22 protein-coding genes and 1 other RNA gene are annotated in these 20,369 nt (G+C 66.3%); 20 read left to right on the top strand and 3 right to left on the bottom strand.

The genetic code is table 11. The features are described 5' to 3' along the window. The first annotated feature begins 104 nt into the window (after positions 1-104). The 6 genes from EV283_RS03110 to EV283_RS03135 all read left to right on the top strand — a co-directional run bounded on the left by EV283_RS03110 (position 105) and on the right by EV283_RS03135 (position 3,856). Positions 105-860, top strand: coding sequence for an alpha/beta hydrolase (locus tag EV283_RS03110; protein ID WP_130322578.1), 756 nt, complete (start codon positions 105-107; stop codon positions 858-860). After that, on the top strand, positions 857-1,699 hold the full coding sequence (locus EV283_RS03115; RefSeq protein WP_242615758.1) for a hypothetical protein: 843 nt from the start codon (positions 857-859) through the stop codon (positions 1,697-1,699). Before EV283_RS03110 ends, EV283_RS03115 begins: the two co-directional genes overlap by 4 nt. 197 nt (positions 1,700-1,896) lie before the next feature. Continuing rightward, entirely contained in the window at positions 1,897-2,313 is a 417-nt protein-coding gene (locus tag EV283_RS03120) for a VOC family protein (protein WP_107956865.1), read from the top strand. Between the two features lie 7 nt (positions 2,314-2,320). After that, the gene (gene gloB / locus EV283_RS03125) at positions 2,321-3,046 is read left to right on the top strand and encodes a hydroxyacylglutathione hydrolase (RefSeq protein ID WP_130322580.1); all 726 of its coding nucleotides are present in this window, start codon (positions 2,321-2,323) and stop codon (positions 3,044-3,046) included. Between the two features lie 40 nt (positions 3,047-3,086). Further along, on the top strand, positions 3,087-3,503 hold the full coding sequence (locus tag EV283_RS03130; RefSeq protein ID WP_242615759.1) for a hypothetical protein: 417 nt from the start codon (positions 3,087-3,089) through the stop codon (positions 3,501-3,503). Further along, entirely contained in the window at positions 3,500-3,856 is a 357-nt protein-coding gene (locus EV283_RS03135; protein WP_242615760.1) for a hypothetical protein, read from the top strand. The genes EV283_RS03130 and EV283_RS03135 overlap by 4 nt, the downstream gene beginning before the upstream one ends. Before the next feature lie 267 nt (positions 3,857-4,123). Here EV283_RS03135 and EV283_RS03140 read toward each other — a convergent pair whose 3' ends face one another. Next, positions 4,124-4,906, bottom strand: a complete 783-nt coding sequence (locus tag EV283_RS03140; RefSeq protein ID WP_130322582.1) for a crotonase/enoyl-CoA hydratase family protein — start codon at positions 4,904-4,906, stop codon at positions 4,124-4,126. A gap of 94 nt (positions 4,907-5,000) precedes the next feature. On the opposite strand from EV283_RS03140, the gene EV283_RS03145 reads away from it, so the two are divergent. Both EV283_RS03145 and EV283_RS03150 read left to right on the top strand, forming a co-directional pair. Continuing rightward, positions 5,001-5,456, top strand: coding sequence for a PaaI family thioesterase (locus EV283_RS03145; protein ID WP_121904285.1), 456 nt, complete (start codon positions 5,001-5,003; stop codon positions 5,454-5,456). Beyond that, the gene (locus EV283_RS03150) at positions 5,453-5,842 is read left to right on the top strand and encodes a PaaI family thioesterase (protein ID WP_130322584.1); all 390 of its coding nucleotides are present in this window, start codon (positions 5,453-5,455) and stop codon (positions 5,840-5,842) included. The genes EV283_RS03145 and EV283_RS03150 overlap by 4 nt, the downstream gene beginning before the upstream one ends. Positions 5,843-5,963: 121 nt before the next feature. Here EV283_RS03150 and EV283_RS03155 read toward each other — a convergent pair whose 3' ends face one another. Further along, positions 5,964-7,103 (bottom strand): PQQ-dependent sugar dehydrogenase, encoded by a 1,140-nt coding sequence (locus EV283_RS03155; protein ID WP_130322586.1) that lies wholly within the window; start codon positions 7,101-7,103, stop codon positions 5,964-5,966. A 178-nt stretch (positions 7,104-7,281) separates the two neighbouring features. On the opposite strand from EV283_RS03155, the gene rimP reads away from it, so the two are divergent. From rimP to EV283_RS03210, 11 genes are all read left to right on the top strand, one after another. After that, positions 7,282-7,878 carry a ribosome maturation protein RimP gene (gene rimP / locus EV283_RS03160; protein WP_055881131.1) on the top strand — a complete coding sequence of 199 codons (597 nt, stop codon included), beginning with the start codon at positions 7,282-7,284 and terminating at the stop codon, positions 7,876-7,878. Next, positions 7,878-9,587: a transcription termination factor NusA gene (gene nusA / locus EV283_RS03165; RefSeq protein ID WP_130322588.1), complete on the top strand. Its 1,710-nt coding sequence runs from the start codon at positions 7,878-7,880 to the stop codon at positions 9,585-9,587. The genes rimP and nusA overlap by 1 nt, the downstream gene beginning before the upstream one ends. Continuing rightward, positions 9,587-9,826, top strand: coding sequence for a 4-oxalocrotonate tautomerase family protein (locus tag EV283_RS03170; RefSeq protein WP_031392998.1), 240 nt, complete (start codon positions 9,587-9,589; stop codon positions 9,824-9,826). Before nusA ends, EV283_RS03170 begins: the two co-directional genes overlap by 1 nt. 100 nt (positions 9,827-9,926) lie before the next feature. Next, positions 9,927-10,661, top strand: a complete 735-nt coding sequence (locus tag EV283_RS03175; protein WP_242615761.1) for a DUF448 domain-containing protein — start codon at positions 9,927-9,929, stop codon at positions 10,659-10,661. Further along, positions 10,658-13,507 carry a translation initiation factor IF-2 gene (gene infB / locus EV283_RS03180; RefSeq protein WP_130322592.1) on the top strand — a complete coding sequence of 950 codons (2,850 nt, stop codon included), beginning with the start codon at positions 10,658-10,660 and terminating at the stop codon, positions 13,505-13,507. Before EV283_RS03175 ends, infB begins: the two co-directional genes overlap by 4 nt. Before the next feature lie 117 nt (positions 13,508-13,624). Beyond that, on the top strand, positions 13,625-14,014 hold the full coding sequence (gene rbfA, locus EV283_RS03185; protein WP_056411674.1) for a 30S ribosome-binding factor RbfA: 390 nt from the start codon (positions 13,625-13,627) through the stop codon (positions 14,012-14,014). A gap of 33 nt (positions 14,015-14,047) precedes the next feature. Then, a complete protein-coding gene (locus tag EV283_RS03190; protein WP_130322594.1) occupies positions 14,048-14,623 on the top strand; it encodes a thymidine kinase in 576 nt (191 codons plus the stop codon). Between the two features lie 149 nt (positions 14,624-14,772). Next, positions 14,773-15,768 (top strand): tRNA pseudouridine(55) synthase TruB, encoded by a 996-nt coding sequence (gene truB / locus EV283_RS03195; protein ID WP_130322596.1) that lies wholly within the window; start codon positions 14,773-14,775, stop codon positions 15,766-15,768. Positions 15,769-15,785: 17 nt separating this feature from the next. Beyond that, the gene (rpsO, locus tag EV283_RS03200) at positions 15,786-16,055 is read left to right on the top strand and encodes a 30S ribosomal protein S15 (protein WP_130322598.1); all 270 of its coding nucleotides are present in this window, start codon (positions 15,786-15,788) and stop codon (positions 16,053-16,055) included. A 239-nt stretch (positions 16,056-16,294) separates the two neighbouring features. Beyond that, positions 16,295-18,730, top strand: coding sequence for a polyribonucleotide nucleotidyltransferase (gene pnp, locus EV283_RS03205; RefSeq protein WP_130322600.1), 2,436 nt, complete (start codon positions 16,295-16,297; stop codon positions 18,728-18,730). Between the two features lie 150 nt (positions 18,731-18,880). Next, entirely contained in the window at positions 18,881-19,228 is a 348-nt protein-coding gene (locus EV283_RS03210) for a response regulator (protein WP_165391679.1), read from the top strand. A 240-nt stretch (positions 19,229-19,468) separates the two neighbouring features. Here the strand turns inward: EV283_RS03210 and ssrA are convergent. Then, positions 19,469-19,824: a transfer-messenger RNA gene (gene ssrA, locus EV283_RS03215) on the bottom strand. A gap of 100 nt (positions 19,825-19,924) precedes the next feature. Here ssrA and EV283_RS03220 point away from each other — a divergent pair. Further along, positions 19,925-20,356: an Rrf2 family transcriptional regulator gene (locus EV283_RS03220; RefSeq protein ID WP_055881164.1), complete on the top strand. Its 432-nt coding sequence runs from the start codon at positions 19,925-19,927 to the stop codon at positions 20,354-20,356. The last annotated feature ends 13 nt before the right edge of the window (positions 20,357-20,369 follow it).

The raw sequence follows: 20,369 nt of genomic DNA on the forward strand, positions 1-20,369 counted from the left end.
TCCGTCCCGTCGATCCTCCCCCGCCAGGGGGCGGGGGCGGCCGACGCCAACGCAGGTTCCGTACCCTCTTCACCAGCCGCTCGAAGACAGTCTAAAGCTGCGGCATGACCGATACGACCACGCAGCCCGCCGCCTCGCCTCCCGTCAAGGAGCGCCCGCGCCTCGCCTATCACCACACCCCCGGCACCGGGCCGACGATCGTGTTCCTGTCGGGCTATGCGTCCGACATGACCGGGACCAAGGCGGTGACGCTCGAGGCCTGGGCAAAGTCCGAGGGGCGCGCGTTCCTGCGGTTCGATTATGGCGGGTGCGGGCAGAGCGAAGGCGCGTTCGAGGAGCAGACGCTGGCTGATTGGCGCGACGACGTGCTCGCGATGCTGGATGCGCTGGTCGAGGACGGCGCGGTGATCGTCGGGTCGTCGCTCGGCGGGTGGCTGATGCTGCTGGCGGCGAAGGCGCGGCCGGATCTGGTCAAGGGGTTGGTCGGCGTCGCACCGGCGCCCGACTTCACCGACTGGGGCTTTACCACCGACGAGAAGATGGCGCTGCTGACCAGCGGGCGGCTGGAGCGCAAGAACCCGTATGGTCCGGCACCGACCGTCTATACCCGCGCCTTCTGGTCCTCGGGCGAGGCCAACCGGCTGATGTACGGCGAGATCGCGTTCGATGGTCCGGTGCGGCTGGTGCAGGGCCAGCGCGACCCGGACGTGCCGTGGCAGCGGACCGCACGGCTCGCCGAGCTGGTGCGTTCAGCCGATGTGCAGACATGGCTGGTCAAGGACGGCGATCACCGCCTGTCGCGCGACAGCGACATCTCCCTCATCATCCGGGCGGTCGAGGATGTGATCGCCGCTTTATGATCCTGCCATTGCTGCTTCTGTCGCTGGCGCAGGCCAGCCCTGCCGCCGCCCCGGCCAAGTCCAAGGTGGCGTCTCCCAAGGCGGCCGCCGCCGGTCCGCTCGAGATCCGGACCGACCGGTTGCAACGCTGCGTCGCGCTTGCCGAGAGCGATCCGGAGGCGGCGCGCGCCGAGGCGGGACGCTGGCGGATGGCAGGCGGGCGCTTTCTCGCGCGGGGATGCGCCGGGCTCGCGTTCGCGGCGGAGAAGAGCTGGCCCTCGGCCGCGGGCGAGTTCGAGGACGCGGCGCGCGAGGCACAGCTCGCCAAGGATGCGGGGGCGGCCAATTACTGGGCGCAGGCGGGGAATGCGTGGCTGGCCGCGGCACAGCCCGCCAAGGCACGCGCGGCACTCGATTCGGCGCTGACCGCGGGGACGCTGACCGGGCTACCGCTGGGCGAGGCACAGCTCGATCATGCGCGCGCGCTGGTGGCCACGGGCGATCTCGAATCGGCGCGGACCGATATCGACCTGGCGCTGACCAACGCCGCGGACGATCCGCTCGCGTGGCTGTTGTCGGCGACGCTGGCGCGGCGCGAGGGCAATCCCGTGCGCGCGAAGAAGGATATCGGCGAGGCGTTGAAGCGCGCGGCGGACGATGCTTCGGTGCAGCTCGAGGCGGGGAATATCGCCGCGCTGGCGGGCGACGAGGCCGGTGCGCGCGAGGCTTGGGGGCAGGCTGCGCGGCTGGCGCCGGAGACGCCGGTGGGGCGGAGTGCGGTGACGGCGTTGCGGCAGTTTGACGCGGGCGCCGCGCCGCGTGCGAGCACGCCTAATGCCGGCGTTCCGGTCGGACGCTAACGTACCACCTCCCCGGCGAAGGCCGGGGCCCAATTGAGGGACGGTGCTGATGCAGGACGGCTCTCCGTTACGACCACCTTCCCAACTGGGCCCCGGCCTTCGCCGGGGAGGTGGCTATAGGCGAAGCATCGATTGGTGCCCTTTCACCACCCCCTCCCCGTTCCTATCTCCCGTTCCGAACAACCCTTGGAGCAAGCATGAAATACCTCCACACGATGATCCGCGTGACCGATCCGGCGAAGACGATCGCGTTCTTCGAGATGCTCGGGCTGAAGGAGGTCCGGCGGATGGAGAACGAGAAGGGCCGGTTCACGCTGATCTTCCTGTCGGTCCCCGGCGACGAGGGCGCCGAGGTCGAGTTGACGCACAATTGGGATCCCGAGGAGTATGGCGAGGGCCGCAATTTCGGGCATCTCGCCTACCGCGTCGACAATATCTACGACACTTGCCAGCGGCTTCACGATGCCGGCGTGACGATTAACCGGCCGCCGCGCGACGGGCACATGGCGTTCGTGCGGACCCCGGATAACATCTCGATCGAGCTATTGCAGGCGGATGGCGCGCTTGATCCGGCGGAGCCCTGGGCGTCGATGCCGAACACCGGAAAGTGGTGAGCCGCTGATGCTCGATATCGTCCGCGTCCCCGTCCTTTCCGACAATTATGCCTGGCTGATTCACGACACCGTCTCGGGTGAGACGGTGGTGGTCGATCCGGGCGAGGCGGGGCCGGTGATCGCCGCCGCCAAGATGCGCGACTGGCGGATCGACCGGGTGTGGACGACGCATTGGCATCCCGATCACACCGGCGGCAACGCCGAGATGAAGGCATATGGCGCGACGATCGTCGGCCCGGCGGCGGAGGCGGACAAGATCCCGACTCTCGACGAGCAGGTCGGCGACGGCGATCTCGTGCGGATCGGCGCGCACGGAGCGACCGTGATGACCGTGCCGGGGCATACGCAGGGGCATATCGCGTTCCACTTCGCCGACGATGCGGCGATCTTCACCGGCGACACGCTGTTCGCGATGGGGTGTGGCCGGCTGTTCGAGGGCACGCCGGCCGACATGTTCGCGAACATGCAACGGTATGCGGTGCTGTCGGACGAAACCGAGGTGTTCTGCGGGCACGAATATACGCAGAGCAACGGCCGCTATGCGCTGGTCGCCGAGCCGGACAATGCCGACATCGTCGCACGGATGGCCGAGGTCGATGCGGCGCGCGCGAAGGGTGAGCCGACCGTGCCGACGACGATCGGGCGCGAGCGGGCGACGAACCCGTTCCTGCGGGCGACGTCGGTCGAGCAGCTGGCGGGCTATCGCGCGGCGAAGGATGCGTTTCGCGGGTAAGAGGCGTATGGGCGTGGTAAGACTTTCGAGGAGCGTTGCGATGCGTATGCTTTTCCTGCCACTCCTGATGCTGCCGGCCTTGCTGCTCGGCGCCTGTACGCAGACGCAGGCGGACGTCGAGCGCGTGCAGGTCCGCAAGGCGGACGTGCAGGAGAAGCTGGCGAAGGAGCTCGCCGGGCTCGTACCGGGCAAGCCTGAGACGTGTATCAGCCAGTTTCCGCAAAAGCAGAGCTCGGGCTACGGCGCGACCATCCTGTACCGGGTGAACAACGGGATGGTGTACCGCAGCGACACCTACGGTGGGTGCGAGGGGATCGCGCGCGGCGACATTCTCGTGACACGGACGCCGAGCGGGCAGCTTTGCCGCGGCGATATCGCGCAGACGTTCGACCGGACATCGCGCTTTCCGACCGGCAGTTGCAGCTTCGGCGATTTCGTACCGTATCGGAAACCATGATCCGCGCACCGGTTCTCGCAGCGGTCGCGCTGATGCTGGTAGCGGGCAAGTCCGATCCGCTGGCGGGGCGGATTGCGGGGACGCCGGTGCGGTGCATCACCCTTCAACAGCTGAACGGGCCCGAGATCGTCGACTCGCAGACGATCCTGTACCGGCAGTCGGGCAAGCGGATCTGGAAGACGGGGCCGGTCGGCGAATGTGCTTCGCTGCGGCCGTTCGATACGATGATCGTCGATGTTTATGGTGGGCAGCTGTGCCGGAACGATCGGTTTCGGACCGTGTCGAACGGCATGTCGATCCCGTCGGGCTATTGCCGGTTTCGGGATTTCACGCCGTACGACAAGGTGAAGTAGGTTCGCGAGCGGACCGCTGCCATTCAAGACCACCCCGGCGAAGGCCGGGGCCCAATTGCGGGACGGTGCAAACTAAAGGCCGCGCTTCGTTACAACGACCTTGCCAATTGGGCCCCGGCCTTCGCCGGGGTGGTAGGAGGGGGATGAACGTCAGCCCCCTCCCCCGTCATCCTGACGAAAGTCAGGATCCAGGGTTACGGAGCACGGCGCGTGGTACTCTGGGTCCTGACTTTCGTCAGGATGACGCGCCCGCGCCCGCGGGGGGCCTCAGTCCTCGAACACCGCGGCGCGCTTCTCCATGTTCGCCCGCACCTGTTCGACCTGGTTCGGCGTGCGGATGACCTTCAGCTGTTCCTCGGTCTCGGCGTGCAGGACCGCCACCGCGTCCGCATCCGCCGCGAGGTTGTAGAGACGCTTCGAACCCTGGATCGCGTGCGGGTTCTTCGCCGCGATCTCGCGCGCGAGCATCATCGCCTCGCCGAGCGGGTCTTCGGACAGCCGCGTGACGAAACCGTGCCGCACCGCCTCCGCGCCATCGAACTCGCGCGCGGTGTAGGTGAGTTCGCGCAGCACGTCGTCGCGCGCCAGCGTGCGCCACAGCGCGATGCCGGCCATGTCCGGCACCAGTCCCCAATGGCTTTCGCGGATCGCAAAGCGCGCGCTTGGGTGGGCGATGCGGATGTCCGCGCCCGACATGATCTGGAAGCCCCCGCCGAACGCGACGCCGTGGACCGCGGCGATCACCGGCATCGGCAGCGTGCGCCAGCCCCACGCGACCTGCTGGGGGAGGTTCGCGCCACCAGCGGTACGGTCGCCGAGCTCCAGCCCCGACCCGCCGCTCGCCATCGACGCCATGTCGAGCCCCGCGCAGAACGCCTTGCCCTCGCCCGACAGCACGACGCAGCGGACGTCCTTCATGCCCGCAAGCTGGTCGATCGCCGCAGCGATGCCCTCGAACATCGCCGGATCGATCGCGTTCATCTTGTCCGCGCGGTTGAGGCGGACGTCGGCGATACCTTCGGCGACGGTTATAGTGACGCGGTCGTTCATTGGGGCGATCCTCTCGATCTTTGCGGCAACGCTAACCGCCCGTGCGTGTCCCCGCAATGTTGCGCCCCGACGCGCGGCGTGTAGAGGCGGGCGGATGGCTGGTTTTGATCCACAATGGTTTGCGACGCGCGGGTTCGGCGGGCACGGCGCCGCGCTGGGGATGCGCTATCACGCGCATGGCGACGACTGGGCGGAGCTTGCTCTGCCCTATGACGAACGGCTGATCGGCGATCCGGCGAGCGGCGTGATCGCGTCGGGGCCGATCATCACGATGATGGACATGGCGACGAGTCTGGCGATCTGGATCAAGCGCAACGCGTTCGTGCCGCACGCGACGCTCGACCTGCGCGTCGATTACCTGCGCCCCGCGACTCCGGGCAAGACGGTGATCGGGCGCGGCGAATGCTACCGCATCACGCGCTCGATCGCGTTCGTGCGCGGGCAGGCGCATGACGGCGACCCGGGCGATCCGCTGGCGCATGTCGCGGGGACGTTCATGGTGGTGGGCGATGTCGCCGGCATGGGTCTCAACCGAAGGATCGAGGCATGAGCATCGGCCTGCCGCCCTATGCGGAGATCCTGCGCGTCTCGGTCGAGGTCGAGGAAGGCGCGCCGCCCGTGCTGGTGATGCCGTTTGCGGACGACGTGCTGGGGCGGCCGGGGTTCCTGCATGGCGGTGCGATCTCGGGGTTGCTCGAGATGGCGGCGATCGCGGCGTTGCAGCATGCGCTGGAGGCCGAGGGTGGCGGCGCGATCAAGCCGGTCAACGTCACGGTCGATTTCATGCGCGGCGGCAGGGATAAGCCTACGCGTGCGGCCGGCGTGGTGACGCGGCTGGGCACGCGCGTTGCGAACGTCGAGGCCACCGCCTGGCAGGACGAACGCGACAAGCCGATTGCGGCCGCGCGGATGAACTATCTGATCGTGCGCGACTGATCTTCTGCTCCCCTCCCGCTTGCGGGAGGGGTCGGGGGAGGAGCGTGCCCCATCAGCCGGACGCCAGTACGTACGTCGTCCCCTCCCCTAACCCCTCCCGCAAGCGGGAGGGGAATGCGGGCTACTTTGCCGTCAGCTTGATCAACCGGCCTTGCGAATCGCCGCCGTCCTCGAGAAGCCAGATCGCCCCATCCGGCCCCTGTTCGACTTCGCGGATTCGCGCGCTCATGTCCCACTGGTCACCCTTGGCCGCATTCGTACCGTTCAGGTCGACACGGACGAGCGATTGCGACGACAGTCCGCCGATGAACGCATCACCCTTCCACTGCGGGAACATCGCGCCCGAATAGATCATCAGCCCGCCGGGCGAGATTACCGGATTCCACGACACCTTGGGCGGCTCATAGCCGTCACCGGGCTTGTGATCGGGGATGTCACGACCGTCATAGTGGCTGCCGTTCGAGGCATTGGGCCAGCCATAGTTGAGGCCGGGCTTGATCAAATTGACCTCGTCGCCGCCCTTCGGCCCCATCTCCTGCTCCCACAAATTACCCTTCGCATCGAACGCGATGCCGAGCAGGTTGCGGTGGCCGTAGCTCCAGACCTCCGGTGCAAAGCCCTTGGCAGCGAGCGGGTTGCCGGGCGCGGGCTTGCCGTCGAGCGTCAGGCGCAACACCTTGCCGAGCGTGACCTTCGGATCCTGCGCCGGGGTAAATTTCTGCCGCTCGCCATTGGTGAAGAACAGATATTTGCCATCCGGCGAGAAAACGATGCGCCCGGAATAATGGCCGTTGCCCTCCACGAACGGGCGCGCGCGGTACAATTCGGTGATGTTTTCCAAACGGGCAAAGTCGCAGGGCGCCTGGACGCACACGGGAATCGACAGCTGCCCCCGTGCCAGAACGACGCCCTTGCCGCCCTCGCCTGTAGTCGAATAGCTGAAATAGACGCGCTGGCTGGTCGCGAAATCGGGGGCGAGGACGACGTCCATCAGACCGCCCTGCCCGGCCGAATCGACCTTGATCGTTGCGACCGTCTGGCGCGATTTGCCATCGGCGGAGACGAGCAGCATCTGCCCTTTCTTCTCGGTCACCAACATGCGCGCGTCGGGCAGAAACGTCATCGCCCAGGGCGAGTCGAAATCGGCGACGACCGTCTCCTTGAACGGCTTGCCGGCCGCGGCGGGTTGCGCGGAACAGGCAGTCGCGGCGAGCAGCGTGGTGGACAACAGGCTGGTGGCGAACAGCGTTTTGCGGATCATGATTCTCTCCCGGAAATCTCTAGTCAAACGCGGCGTGACGAACGAAGGTTGCCCGCGCTTGCGGAGCAGCGCCACCCGGCGTATAGAGACATCACTTCTCTACATCGCCAGGTGAAGAGGCTGCGGGGCTTGCTCCGCGGCGGAAACCCCCTGTGCTTTGGCCCTGTTTGGAATTTCGATGGCGAATATCGCCCTGCTGACCGACCTGATCGAACCCGAGGCCAAGGCGCTCGGCCTCAGCCTCGTGCGCGTGCGCATGCAGGGCGGCAAGTCCGATCCGACGCTGCAGGTGATGGCCGAGCGCCCCGACACCCGCCAGCTGGTGATCGAGGATTGCGCCGAGCTGTCGCGCCGCATCTCGGACAAGTTCGATGCGCTCGAAGCCGAGGGCAAGGACCCTGTCGGCGAGGACGCCTACCGTCTCGAAGTGTCGAGCCCCGGTATCGATCGTCCGCTGACCCGTCTCCAGGACTTTGCCGATTGGGAAGGCCAGGAGGCGCGTATCCGCCTCGTCGAGCCGTTCGAGGATCGCAAGCAGATCTCGGGCAACCTCATGGGCGTCGAGGGGACCAAGATCACCGTCGACGTGAACAAGCACAAGATCATGACGATCGACTTTTCGCAGGTCGCCGACGCCAAGCTCGTCATGACCGACCGACTCATCGCCGCGACCGCGCCGCTTTCGATCGAAGGCGCGGACGAAGTTTTCTATCAAGACACGCCCACCGATGAGCCTGACGCTCACGAGGCCGACACCGAAGAAGGACAGCATTGATGGCCACGGCAGTCACCGCAAACCGCGCGGAACTGATCGCGATCGCGAATTCGGTCGCGTCGGAGAAGATGATCGACAAGGCGATCGTGATCGAGGCGATGGAGGACGCGATCCAGCGCGCCGCCCGCTCGCGCTACGGCGCCGAGAACGACATCCGCGCCAAGCTCGATCCGAACACCGGCGATCTGCGCTTGTGGCGCGTCGTCGAAGTGGTCGAGGCGGTCGATGACTATTTCAAGCAGGTTGACGTCAAGGGCGCGCAGAAGCTCCAGAAGGACGCAGCGCTCGGCGACTTCATCGTCGATCCGCTGCCCCCGATCGAGTTCGGCCGCATCGCCGCACAGGCTGCCAAGCAGGTCATCTTCCAGAAGGTCCGCGACGCCGAGCGCGAGCGCCAGTTCGAAGAATATAAGGACCGCGCGGGCGAGATCATCACCGGCGTCGTCAAGCGCGTCGAGTTCGGCCATGTCGTCGTCGACCTGGGCCGTGCGGAAGGCGTCATCCGCCGCGATGCGCAGATCCCGCGCGAAGTGGTGCGCGTCAACGACCGCATCCGCTCGCTGATCCTCAACGTACGCCGCGAAAACCGCGGGCCGCAGATTTTCCTCAGCCGCGCGCACCCCGACTTCATGAAGAAGCTGTTCGCGCAGGAAGTGCCCGAAATCTACGACGGCATCATCGAGATCAAGGCGGCCGCGCGCGATCCCGGTTCGCGTGCGAAGATCGGCGTCATCAGCCACGATTCGTCGATCGATCCGGTCGGCGCGTGCGTCGGCATGAAGGGCAGCCGCGTTCAGGCCGTCGTGCAGGAAATGCAGGGCGAGAAGATCGACATCATCCCCTGGTCGCCCGATATCGCGACCTTCGTCGTCAACGCGTTGCAGCCCGCTTCGGTCAGCCGCGTCGTGATCGATGAGGAAGAAGAGCGCATCGAGGTGGTCGTTCCCGATGACCAGCTTTCGCTGGCGATCGGCCGTCGTGGTCAGAACGTGCGGCTTGCGTCGCAGCTGACCGGTAAGGCGATCGACATCCTCACCGAGGCCGATGCCTCGGAAAAGCGCCAGAAGGACTTTGTCGAGCGCTCGGCGATGTTCGAGAAGGAGCTCGACGTCGACGAGACGCTCGCACAGCTGCTGGTCGCCGAAGGGTTCACGAACCTCGAGGAGGTCGCCTATGTCGAGGTCGAGGAGATCGCGAGCATCGAGGGCTTCGACGAGGATCTGGCGGGTGAGTTGCAGAACCGCGCGACCGAGGCGCTCGAGCGTCGCGACGCGGCCAGCCGCGAAGAGCGTACCGCGCTCGGCGTGGAGGACGCGCTGATCGACATGCCGTATCTGAACGAGGCGATGCTCGTCACGCTCGGCAAGGCAGGCATCAAGACGCTCGACGATCTCGCCGATCTGGCGACCGACGAGCTCGTCGAGAAGAAGCGCGTCGAGCCACGCCGTCGCAACGACGATGCGCCCAAGCGTCCCGAGCCCAAGGGCGGCATTCTCGCCGAGTACGGCCTGAGCGACGAGCAGGGTAACGAGATCATCATGGCCGCGCGTGCGCACTGGTTCGAGGACGAGGCCCCCGAGGCTGACGCTGACGAGGCGGACGAGGCTCCGGTGGAAGCGGCTGCGGCTGAGGAAGCTACGGCAGACGACGCTGCGGCGGATCACACTACGGAGTCGACCGACGCGAAGAGCGAGGACGACAAGGCCTGATGCCGTTTGTCAGCATCCGCATTTCGGGGTCCGCCACCAAGGACCAGAAGGCCGGCATCGTCGCCGACGTCACCCAGTCGCTCGTCGAGCGGCTGGGAAAAAACCCGGCTGCGGTGCAGATCGTAATCGAAGAAGTCTCGACCGAGAATTACGGCGCGGGCGGCCAATTGCTGGTCGACCGCGACGCGCCCAAGACAACTCCGGCGCAGGAGGACGCACATGCGGAACCCTCCCGATGAGACCAAGCCGCTAAACTCCCCTCCCGCTCGCGGGAGGGGTCGGGGGAGGGCAGCTACGGCTGCCGCCCCTGCGGATAGCGCCTCCCCTGACCCCTCCCGCATGCGGGAGGGGCATGAGCCCGTGCGCAAGTGCATCCTGTCGGGCGAGCGCGACGTTCGCCCGCATCTGGTGCGACTCGCGCTGGCCCCCGACGGCCAGATTCATCCCGACGTGCGCGCCAAGGCGCCTGGCCGCGGCGCGTGGATCGGGGTGACGCGACTCGAACTCGAAGCGGCGATCAAGAAGGGCAAGCTGAAAGGCGCGCTCGCTCGGGCGTTCAAGACCGGCGAGTTCACCATCGCACCCGAGCTTCCCGCGATGATCGAAGCCGCGCTGGAGCGTAACGCGCTCGACCGGCTCGGGCTCGAATCGCGCTCGGGCACCGTGCTGATCGGATCCGACCGGATCGAGCAGAACGCGCGCTCGGGCAAGCTGAAGGCGCTGTATCACGCGTCCGACGCGGCCGAGGATGGCAACCGCAAGCTCGATCAGGCGTGGCGCATCGGCAACGATGTCGAGGGCTCGGGTTTGCGGGGGTTGGCACTGCCTGCGTCGCGCACCATATTGGCGTTGGCGCTGGGACGGGAAAATGTGGTACACATTGGCCTGACAGACCGCGCTGCAGCAAAGCGGGTGAGCGAAGCGCTCGACCGTTGGCTGCATTTTATCGGCCCCGAATCTTCCACCGTGTCTTGCGAAACGGCCTCGCAGGGCGCATCGGCGTCACAAATTGAAGGGGCGTCCGGATCGACCGGACAACGCCCGGCCGTGGACATGACTGAGGAATTTGAGTGAGCGACACGGACAACGAGAAGCCGAAACTTGGCATGCGCGCACCTTTGGGTGTGAAGCGCACGGTCGAGACCGGCCAGGTGAAGCAGAGCTTCAGCCACGGCCGATCGAATACGGTGATCGTGGAAACCAAGCGCGCGCGCGTACTGCGCCGTCCGGGCGAGCCCGACGGTCCGGTGGCGGATGCCGCGCCGGTTGCCGCGCCCACCCCGGTTGCGGCCCCCGCACCGGCACCGCAGCCGCGCGCGCCGCAGCCTGCACCTGCCCCCGTGCGCCAGCAGGCGCCGAGCAACCTGTCGCCGCAGGAGCGTCAGGCCAAGCTGCTCCGCGAGGCTGAAGAGCAGCGCATGAACACGCTCGAAGAAGGGCGTCGTCGCCAGGAGGCCGAGCGCCTCAAGGCGGCAGAGGACGAGCGCAATCGCATCGCCGAGCGCGCGCGTGCCGAGGCGGAAGCCAAGGCAGCACCCGCGCCGAAGCCGGTCGAGGCTCCGAAGCCTGCGCCTGCGCCCGTCGTCGAGGCCGCCTCGGCGCCCGTCGCGGCACCGACGCCTGCGCCCGCGCCGGTCGAGGCGCCCGTTGCGGCAGCCCCTGCCCCGGCGCCGGTCGCTGCACCCAAGCCTGCACCGGCCCCCGCGCCGGTCGCGGCTGCGGCTCCGAAGCCAGCGCCGGCCCCGGTCGCACCGCCGGCACCGCCACCCATCCTCGAACTGACTCGCGATCCGGCATTCCCGGCGCCGCGTCGGTTCTCGCCGGTGGCACGTCCGGAGCGTCCTCCGCCGCCGCCAAAGCCTGTTGCAGCACCCGCTGCCGCCGCAGCGCCGACCACGGCTGCGAACGCCGGCACGACCGCGGCGCGCCCCGGCGCGGGCGGTGTGAACGCACCCGCCGGCGGCATTCGTCGCGATGCACCGCCGGCGCGTCCGCAGCAGCGTGATCGCAAGGGCGATGATCGTCGCACCTCGGGCAAGCTCACCGTCAACCGCGCACTCGGCGACGGTGATGGCGCCCGCGCCCGCAGCCTCGCCGCGCTGAAGCGTGCGCGCGAGAAGGAGCGTCGTGGCACCGGTGGTCCGCGCGAGGCGCAGGCCAAGCAGATCCGCGACGTGGTCGTCCCCGAGGCGATCACCGTCCAGGAACTCGCCATCCGTATGGCCGAGAAGGGTGCAGACCTCGTCAAGGCGCTGTTCAAGATGGGCATGCCCGTCACGATGACGCAGACGATCGACCAGGATACGGCCGAGCTGCTCGTCACCGAGTTCGGTCACAACCTGACCCGCGTCAGCGATGTCGACCAGGATCTGGCCAACGACACGATCGATGATGCCGAGGAGACGCTCAAGCCGCGTGCCCCCGTCGTCACGATCATGGGTCACGTCGATCACGGCAAGACGTCGCTGCTCGATGCCCTGCGCGGCACCGACGTGGTGCGCGGCGAAGCGGGTGGCATCACCCAGCATATCGGCGCATATCAGGTCACGCTGAAGGACAAGTCGAAGATCACCTTCCTCGACACGCCGGGCCATGAGGCGTTCACGCAGATGCGTGCGCGTGGTGCGGACGTCACCGACATCGTCATCCTGGTGGTGGCGGCCGACGACGGCCTGATGCCGCAGACGGTGGAGGCGATCGCCCACACCAAGGCGGCAGGCGTCCCGATGATCGTCGCGATCAACAAGATCGACAAGGAAGGCGCCAATGCCCAGAAGGTGCGCGAGCGCCTGCTGAGCGAGGAGATCGTGGTCGAGGACATGGGCGGCGACGTCCAGGACGTCGAAGTCTCCGCGACCAAGAAGATCGGTCTCGATGCGCTGATCGAGAAGATCCAGCTCCAGGCCGAACTGCTCGAACTGCGCGCCAATCCGGATCGCGCGGCCGAGGGTACGGTGATCGAGGCCAAGCTCGACAAGGGCCGTGGCCCCGTCGCGACGATCCTCGTCAACCGCGGCACGCTCAAGGTCGGTGACATCTTCGTCGTCGGCGGTGAGAGCGGCAAGGTCCGTGCGCTGGTCGACGACAAGGGCAAGCAGATCAAGGAAGCGGGTCCGGCGATGCCGGTCGAGGTCCTGGGTCTGTCGGGTGTCCCGTCGGCGGGCGATCCGTTCCAGGTCGTCGAGAACGAGGCGCGTGCCCGCGAAGTCGCGGAATATCGTCGCAGCGTGAAGACCGACAAGCGGACCGCATCGGTTCCTGCCAGCCTCGAGAGCATGTTCTCGGCGCTGAAGGAAAAGCAGGCGATCGAATATCCGCTGGTCGTGAAGGCCGATACGCAGGGTACCGTCGAGGCGATCGTCGGGGCGATCAACAAGATCTCCACCGACCTGATCAAGGCGCGCGTGCTCAACTCGGGCGTCGGTGGCATCACCGAGTCGGACGTCACGTTGGCGGCGGCATCGGGTGCACCGATCATCGGCTTCAACGTCCGCCCGAACGCCAAGGCGCGCGAGATCGCCGAGCGCCAGAAGGTCGCGTTCAAGTACTATGATGTCATCTACGACCTGATCGACGAGATCCGGGCGGGGATGGCTGGCGAGCTTGGGCCGGAAGCGTTCGAGACGGTCGTCGGTCGTGCCGATATCCGCGAGGTCTTCTCGGCGGGCAAGCATGGCAAGGCGGCGGGTCTGCTCGTCACCGAAGGCAATATCCGCAAGGCGCTCAAGGCGCGCATCACGCGCAACGACGTCATCATCTACCAAGGCGAAATCGCATCGCTGCGTCGCTTCAAGGATGATGTCGCCGAAGTCCGCGCCGGGCTGGAATGTGGTGTGACGTTCACGTCGAACTTCGTCGACATCAAGGCCGGCGACGTCCTTGAGACGTTCGAAGTCGAGATGCGCGAACGCACGCTTTGAGGCCGAGAGCCCTCTCCCATCGGGGAGGGGGTTGGGTGAGGGGCAGTTCCAGGCGCAAGCGCGTGCGGCCGCCCCTCACCCCCACCCTCTCCCCGGAGGGGCGAGGGAGTTAGAAGAATGAAGACCGATACCCCCGAAATTAAAACCGTCCGCGCACTCCGCGTGGGCGAGCAGGCGCGTCACGCGCTCAGCGACATCCTCGCGCGCGGCGACGTCCACGATCCGGTGCTCGAAAAGCATCTCGTGACGATCACCGAGGTGCGCATGTCCCCCGACCTGCGCCACGCCACCGTCTTCGTGAAGCCGCTGCTCGGCAAGGACGAGGAAAAGGTGCTGAAGGCGCTGCGGACCAACACCGCCTATCTCCAGCGCGAAGTCGCGACCCGCGTCCAGACGCGCTACGCCGCCAAGCTGAAGTTCCTCGCCGACGAGAGCTTCGACGAGGGCACGCATATCGACACGCTGCTCCGCGATCCGCATATCGCACGCGACCTGGCCGAGGATTGACGCCGCCGCGCGACGCGTCTTTGGGTTGAGCCGATGGCCAAGCTGTATTTCTATTATGCGTCGATGAACGCGGGCAAGTCGACGAACCTTCTCCAGGCGGACTTCAACTATCGCGAGCGGGGGATGCGGACGATGCTGTTCACCGCCGCGATCGACGATCGGTTCGCCGCCGGCACGATCACCTCACGGATCGGGCTGGAGGCGCCCGCGATCGCGTTCGACGCGACGACGGATATCGGTGCGTGCGTCGCGCGGCAGCACGGCGAGGACGCGATCTCGTGCGTGCTGGTGGACGAGGCGCAGTTCCTGACGCCCGCGCAGGTCGACCAGCTTGCGCGTGTCTGCGACGTGGTCGGGATCCCCGTGCTGGCTTACGGATTACGGACCGACTTCCAGGGCGCGCTTTTCCCCGGGTCGGCGCGGCTGCTGGCGCTGGCGGACTCGCTGGTCGAGATCAAGTCGGTGTGCATGTGCGGACGCAAGGCGACGATGAACCTGCGAGTCGATGCGGCCGGGCGGGCGATCGCCGAGGGGCAGCAGACCGAAATCGGCGGCAACGACCGCTATGTCGCTTTGTGCCGACGGCATTTTACGGAGGCTTTGGGCTAGCCGTTAGTCGCCCCCCTCGTCATCCTGACGAAAGTCAGGACCCAGGGTTCCAGACACCGTCTCTTGTGGCTCTGGGTCCTGACTTTCGTCAGGATGACGGAGGGGTTGGGGTTCGCTCCTGTCTCACGTAGAAATTTAGGACTTCTCGCATGCATGGCTGGATCATTCTCGACAAGCCGCTGGGGCTGGGCTCGACGCAGGGCGTGTCCGCGGTGAAGCGCGTGCTGCGTCAGGGCGGCTATGGCAAATTCAAGGTCGGCCATGGCGGTACGCTCGATCCGCTGGCGACCGGCGTGCTGCCGATCGCGGTCGGCGAGGCGACCAAGCTTGCCGGGCGAATGCTCGACAGCGACAAGATCTATGACTTCACGATCCTGTTCGGGGTCGAGACCGACACGCTCGACGCCGAGGGGGTGAGCATCGCCACCTCCGACGTGCGACCGACGATGGCCGCGGTCGAGGCCGTCCTCGCGCAGTTCACCGGTCCGATCGCGCAGGTGCCGCCGTCCTATTCCGCGCTCAAGGTCGACGGCGAGCGCGCCTACGACCTCGCGCGTGCCGGGCATGAGGTGCTGCTCGCCAGCCGGAACGTGACGATTTATTCGCTATCCTCCCCGGTACGGGGAGGGGGACCAGCGAAGCTGGTGGAGGGGGGCTTCCGCGAACGTTCCGCTGGTGGCGAGCCCCCCTCCACCACCGTCCAGGCGGACGGCGGTCCCCCTCCCCGTTCCGGGGAGGAATTGGCGGAGGTCACGCTCACCGCGCACGTCTCCAAGGGCACCTATATCCGGAGCCTCGCGCGCGACATCGCGATCGCGCTCGGGACGGTCGGCCACGTCACCATGCTGCGTCGTACCAAGGCGGGTCCGTTCGGGCTGCAAAACGCGATATCGCTGGACAAACTCGACGAACTCGGGCAGGCGCGCGCCCTTGAAGATGTACTTCTGCCCTTGAGGGTGGCGCTGGACGACATCCCGGCTCTCTCCCTCACCCCCGACCAGGCAGGGGCGCTCCGACAGGGGCGTATCTTGGCCGGGATCGCCGCAGACGATGGCCAATACTTTGCCGAGCTGGACGACGTCCCGGTCGCGCTGGTCGAGGTCGAGGACGGAGACGTCCGGGTCGTTCGCGGTTTCAATCTGTGATGTCGTAGGACGAATTCATGACGATTACCGCTGAACGCAAGACCGAGCTCGTCAAGGAGCATTCGCGCGCCGAGGGCGATACCGGTTCGCCGGAAGTCCAGGTCGCGATCCTCACCGAGCGCATCAAGAACCTGACCGAGCACTTCAAGGGCCACAAGAAGGACAACCACTCGCGTCGTGGTCTTCTCATGATGGTCAACAAGCGCCGGACGCTGCTGGATTATCTCCGTCACAGGGACGGCCAGCGCTACCTGGATCTGATCGCGAAGCTCGGTCTTCGCAAGTAACCGAAGGGGCGGCCGAAAGGTCGCCCCTTTTGGCATTATGGCAAAAAGATTCTAGACTGGCGGCGCGCGCGACACGCAGCGTACCCCAATTGGGCCCCGGCCTTCGCCCGGGAAGACTTTAGGGAAAGGCAATTCGGCCGATCCCTTTAGGAGCGACAACTCGCTCCACACCGCCGCGGGCCGGCTAAGCCCGCACATAGGCCCCAAACGCATCTGGCGTTTGGAGTGAAGGAAACGAAATGTTCGATACCAAGACCGTAAGCGCCCAGTGGGGCGGCAAGACGCTGACGCTCGAGACCGGCCGCGTGGCCCGTCAGGCAAACGGCGCCGTGCTCGCCACCCTCGGCGAGACCGTCGTTCTGTGCGCCGTCACGGCTGCACGGACCGTCAAGGAAGGGCAGGATTTCTTCCCGCTCACCGTCCATTACCAGGAGAAGTTCTCCGCGAGCGGCCGCATCCCCGGCGGCTTCTTCAAGCGTGAGCGCGGCGCGACCGAGAAGGAGACGCTGACCAGCCGTCTCATCGATCGCCCGATCCGTCCCCTCTTCCCAGAGGGTTTCTACAACGAGATCAACGTGATCTGCCAGGTTCTGTCGTATGACGGCGAGAACGAGCCGGACATCCTCGCGATGGTCGCGGCATCGGCGGCGCTGACGATCTCGGGCGTGCCGTTCATGGGCCCGATCGGCGCAGCACGCGTCGGTTATGTCGATGGCGCCTACATCCTCAACCCGACGCTCGACGAAGCCAAGGCGGGTGACCTCGACCTCGTCGTCGCCGCCACCGGCCAGGCCGTGATGATGGTCGAATCGGAAGCCAAGGAGCTTTCGGAAGAGATCATGCTCGGCGCGGTCCAGTTCGCGCACAAGGCGTGCCGCGAAGCCGCCAACTTGATCATCGATCTGGCCGAGCAGGCTGCCAAGGATCCGTGGGAAATGGCCGAGCAGGCCGACCTGTCGACCGCCAAGGACAAGCTGAAGAAGCTGATCGGCAAGGACATTGCGGCCGCCTACAAGGTGACCGACAAGTCCAAGCGTTCGGACCTGCTGAACGCCGCACGCGCCAAGGGCAAGACCGCCTTTGCCGATGCGACCCCGCAGGACCAGATGGCGGCCGGCAAGCTGATGAAGAAGCTGGAGGCGGAGATCGTCCGCGGCGCCATCCTCAAGGACGGCACCCGCATCGACGGCCGCACCACCACGCAGATCCGTCCGATCGAGGCGATGGTGCACTTCCTGCCGCGTACGCATGGCTCGGCCCTGTTCACGCGCGGCGAGACACAGTCGATCTGCACCACCACGCTCGGCACGCGCGACGCAGAGCAGATGATCGACGGCCTGAACGGTCTGAGTTACGAAAACTTCATGCTGCACTACAACTTCCCGCCCTACTCGGTCGGTGAAGTCGGTCGCTTCGGTGCGCCGGGTCGTCGCGAAGTCGGCCACGGCAAGCTCGCCTGGCGCGCGCTGCACCCGGTGCTGCCGTCGAAGGAAGAGTTCCCGTACACGATCCGCGTATTGTCGGACATCACGGAGAGCAACGGCTCGTCGTCGATGGCGACGGTCTGCGGCGGTTCGCTGTCGATGATGGATGCGGGCGTTCCGCTCAAGCGTCCCGTCTCGGGCATCGCGATGGGCCTGATCCTCGAGGGCAAGAACTTCGCGGTTCTGTCGGACATCCTGGGCGACGAGGATCACCTCGGCGACATGGACTTCAAGGTGGCTGGCACGTCCGAGGGCATCACCACGATGCAGATGGACATCAAGATCGCCGGCATCACCGAGGAGATCATGGGCAAGGCGCTGGCACAGGCCAAGGAAGGCCGCGCACACATCCTGGGCGAGATGGCCAAGGCGCTCGACCACACGCGTGAGGAGCTGTCGGCACACGCACCGCGGATCGAGACCTTCACGATCGAGAAGTCGAAGATTCGTGAAGTCATCGGCACCGGCGGCAAGGTGATCCGCGAGATCGTCGCGCAGACCGGCGCCAAGGTCGACATCGACGACGAGGGCGTGATCAAGGTGTCGTCGTCCGATCCCGCGCAGATCGATGCTGCGATCAAGTGGATCAAGGGCCTCGTCGAGGAAGCCGAAGTCGGCAAGGTCTATGACGGCAAGGTCGTCAACCTGGTGGACTTCGGTGCGTTCGTGAACTTCATGGGTGGCAAGGACGGTCTCGTCCACGTGTCCGAAATCAAGAACGAGCGCGTCGAGAAGGTCTCGGATGCGCTGAGCGAAGGCCAGGAAGTCAAGGTCAAGGTCCTCGAGATCGATCCGCGCGGCAAGGTTCGCCTGTCGATGCGCGTCGTCGACCAGACGACCGGCGAAGAGCTGGAGGACACGCGTCCTGCCCGTGAGCCGCGCGAAGGCGGCGACCGTGGTTCGCGCGGTCCGCGTCGTGACGGCGATGGCGGCCGTGATGCCGGCAACGGCGGCGGTCGTGATGGCGGCGGTCGCGGCCCGCGCGGCGAAGGCGGCGGCGGTGATCGCGGCTCGCGTGGCCCGCGTCGTGATGGCGATGGCGGTCGCGATGCCGGCGGCAACGGCGGTGGCCGTGGCCCGCGTCGTGACGGCGGTGGCCAGGGCGGCGAGCGCGCTCCCCGCGCCGAGCGTTCGGACGGCGACAAGGCCCCCGAATTCGCACCGGCGTTCCTGACGGGCGATCGCGACTAAGCCCCTACGGCCTAACGCGAATTGATGGAGGGGCTCGGGAAACCGGGCCCCTTTCTCATGGGTGACTCGCTTTGCCGGATTTTAGGTAACGCGGATGATTAATAACGGAACGCGAGCGCCATGCCGGATGTTCGAACCGATATGAACGTTATGTCGAAGTCCGTTATTCTCGTCGTCGATGACGACGCCCTTGTCCGGGTCCATTCCAACCTCGCACTCGAAGATGCGGGGTATGAAGTCGTCGAAGCCAGCAACGCCGCCGACGCGCTGGTCAAGCTGGAGGAACGGCCCGATATCGGCGCGCTATTCACCGACGTTCGCATGCCGGGTGACCTCAACGGCATCGATCTCGCCAACGCGGTCCATGCGCAGCGTCCCGACATCGCGATCTTGGTCACGTCGGGGACGGACAACGGCAAGATGGCCCTCCCCGCGGCCGCGCAATTCATCCGGAAGCCCTATACCGGCGCGCAGCTCAGCAAGCTGCTCCGACGCTGATCCGGTCGTCCGACGGCACCGTCATCGTTCGCGATGACGGACGTTGGTCGGCATGGATCACGACGATCATGGCTGCGACGCGCGCCGCCTGTCACCGCTCGCAGCGCCGACACTGTAAGCAGTCCGTTCGGAGCGCAGCCATTTAGACTGCGCGACCGGCCAGTAGCGCACAGTACCTCGTATAGAAAAATCGTAAGGGAGAGTGGGGAGCTTCTGTTGCTCGGTGCCCCCCGTACCGCCGGTTTCCACTTCTGTTGCCCGGTGTGGCCCGAACCGCGCTTTCGTCCGTATAACTTAGGTCGTTAGACCGTCAGTTATGCGGCAATTGCGAGTGCTTCGTTATCGTTGGCACTTGTGTATGGGCCGTTGCGGTGGTCCCATTCCGAGCGAAACATAGCGTCGTTGAACACACGTCGATCCTAGTTCGACCCCGTCATCGTCCCCCTCTTGCGAAGAGGGCGGTGGTGGAGTCGCCGGGTACTGCCCCCGGGTCCGCTGTGTCTATGACACGCCACGGTTTATCGCCATAGCCGCCAAGAGAGAATTCCCCCGACGGCAAACCCGATATAGGGAAGCCGCGGCGCGATGAAAAGCCCGGCGGGCGCTGCTTTTTTGTCCCGATCCGCGATGTCGTAGCACGCAACGTGCCAAACCGCCTTCCGCTCGCCACAAACCGCGTGCATAGCAATCTGCATTATGTTGACGCAGCGCTCCCGCTACGCGCTTCGCGCGATGATCTTTCTTGGCGGGGCCCCCGTCGGTGGGCCTCCGATCCCGATGACCCGGATCGCCGCCGAGGCGAACGTGCCGCGCAAGTTTCTCGAGCTGATCCTCGCCGATCTGCGCGAGTCCGGCCTGCTCCACAGCCATCGCGGCAAAATGGGCGGGTATCGCCTGTCGCGCCCCAGCCACCTGATCTCGCTCGGTGAAATCATCCGGATCATCGAGGGACCGCTCGCGCTCGTGCCGTGCGTCAGTCGGACGGCCTACCGGCCCTGCCTCGACTGCAAGAGCGAGGCGGATTGCGCGATCCGCTATGCGATGATGCGAGTCCGCGACGAAACCGCGCGGATCCTCGACGGCACGAGCCTGGCCGACGCAAACGCCGAGGATCTCGCCGCAGCGTGACCCTATCCTTCTC

Source organism: Sphingomonas sp. BK036, from assembly GCF_004216825.1.
Classification (GTDB): Bacteria; Pseudomonadota; Alphaproteobacteria; order Sphingomonadales; family Sphingomonadaceae; genus Sphingomonas.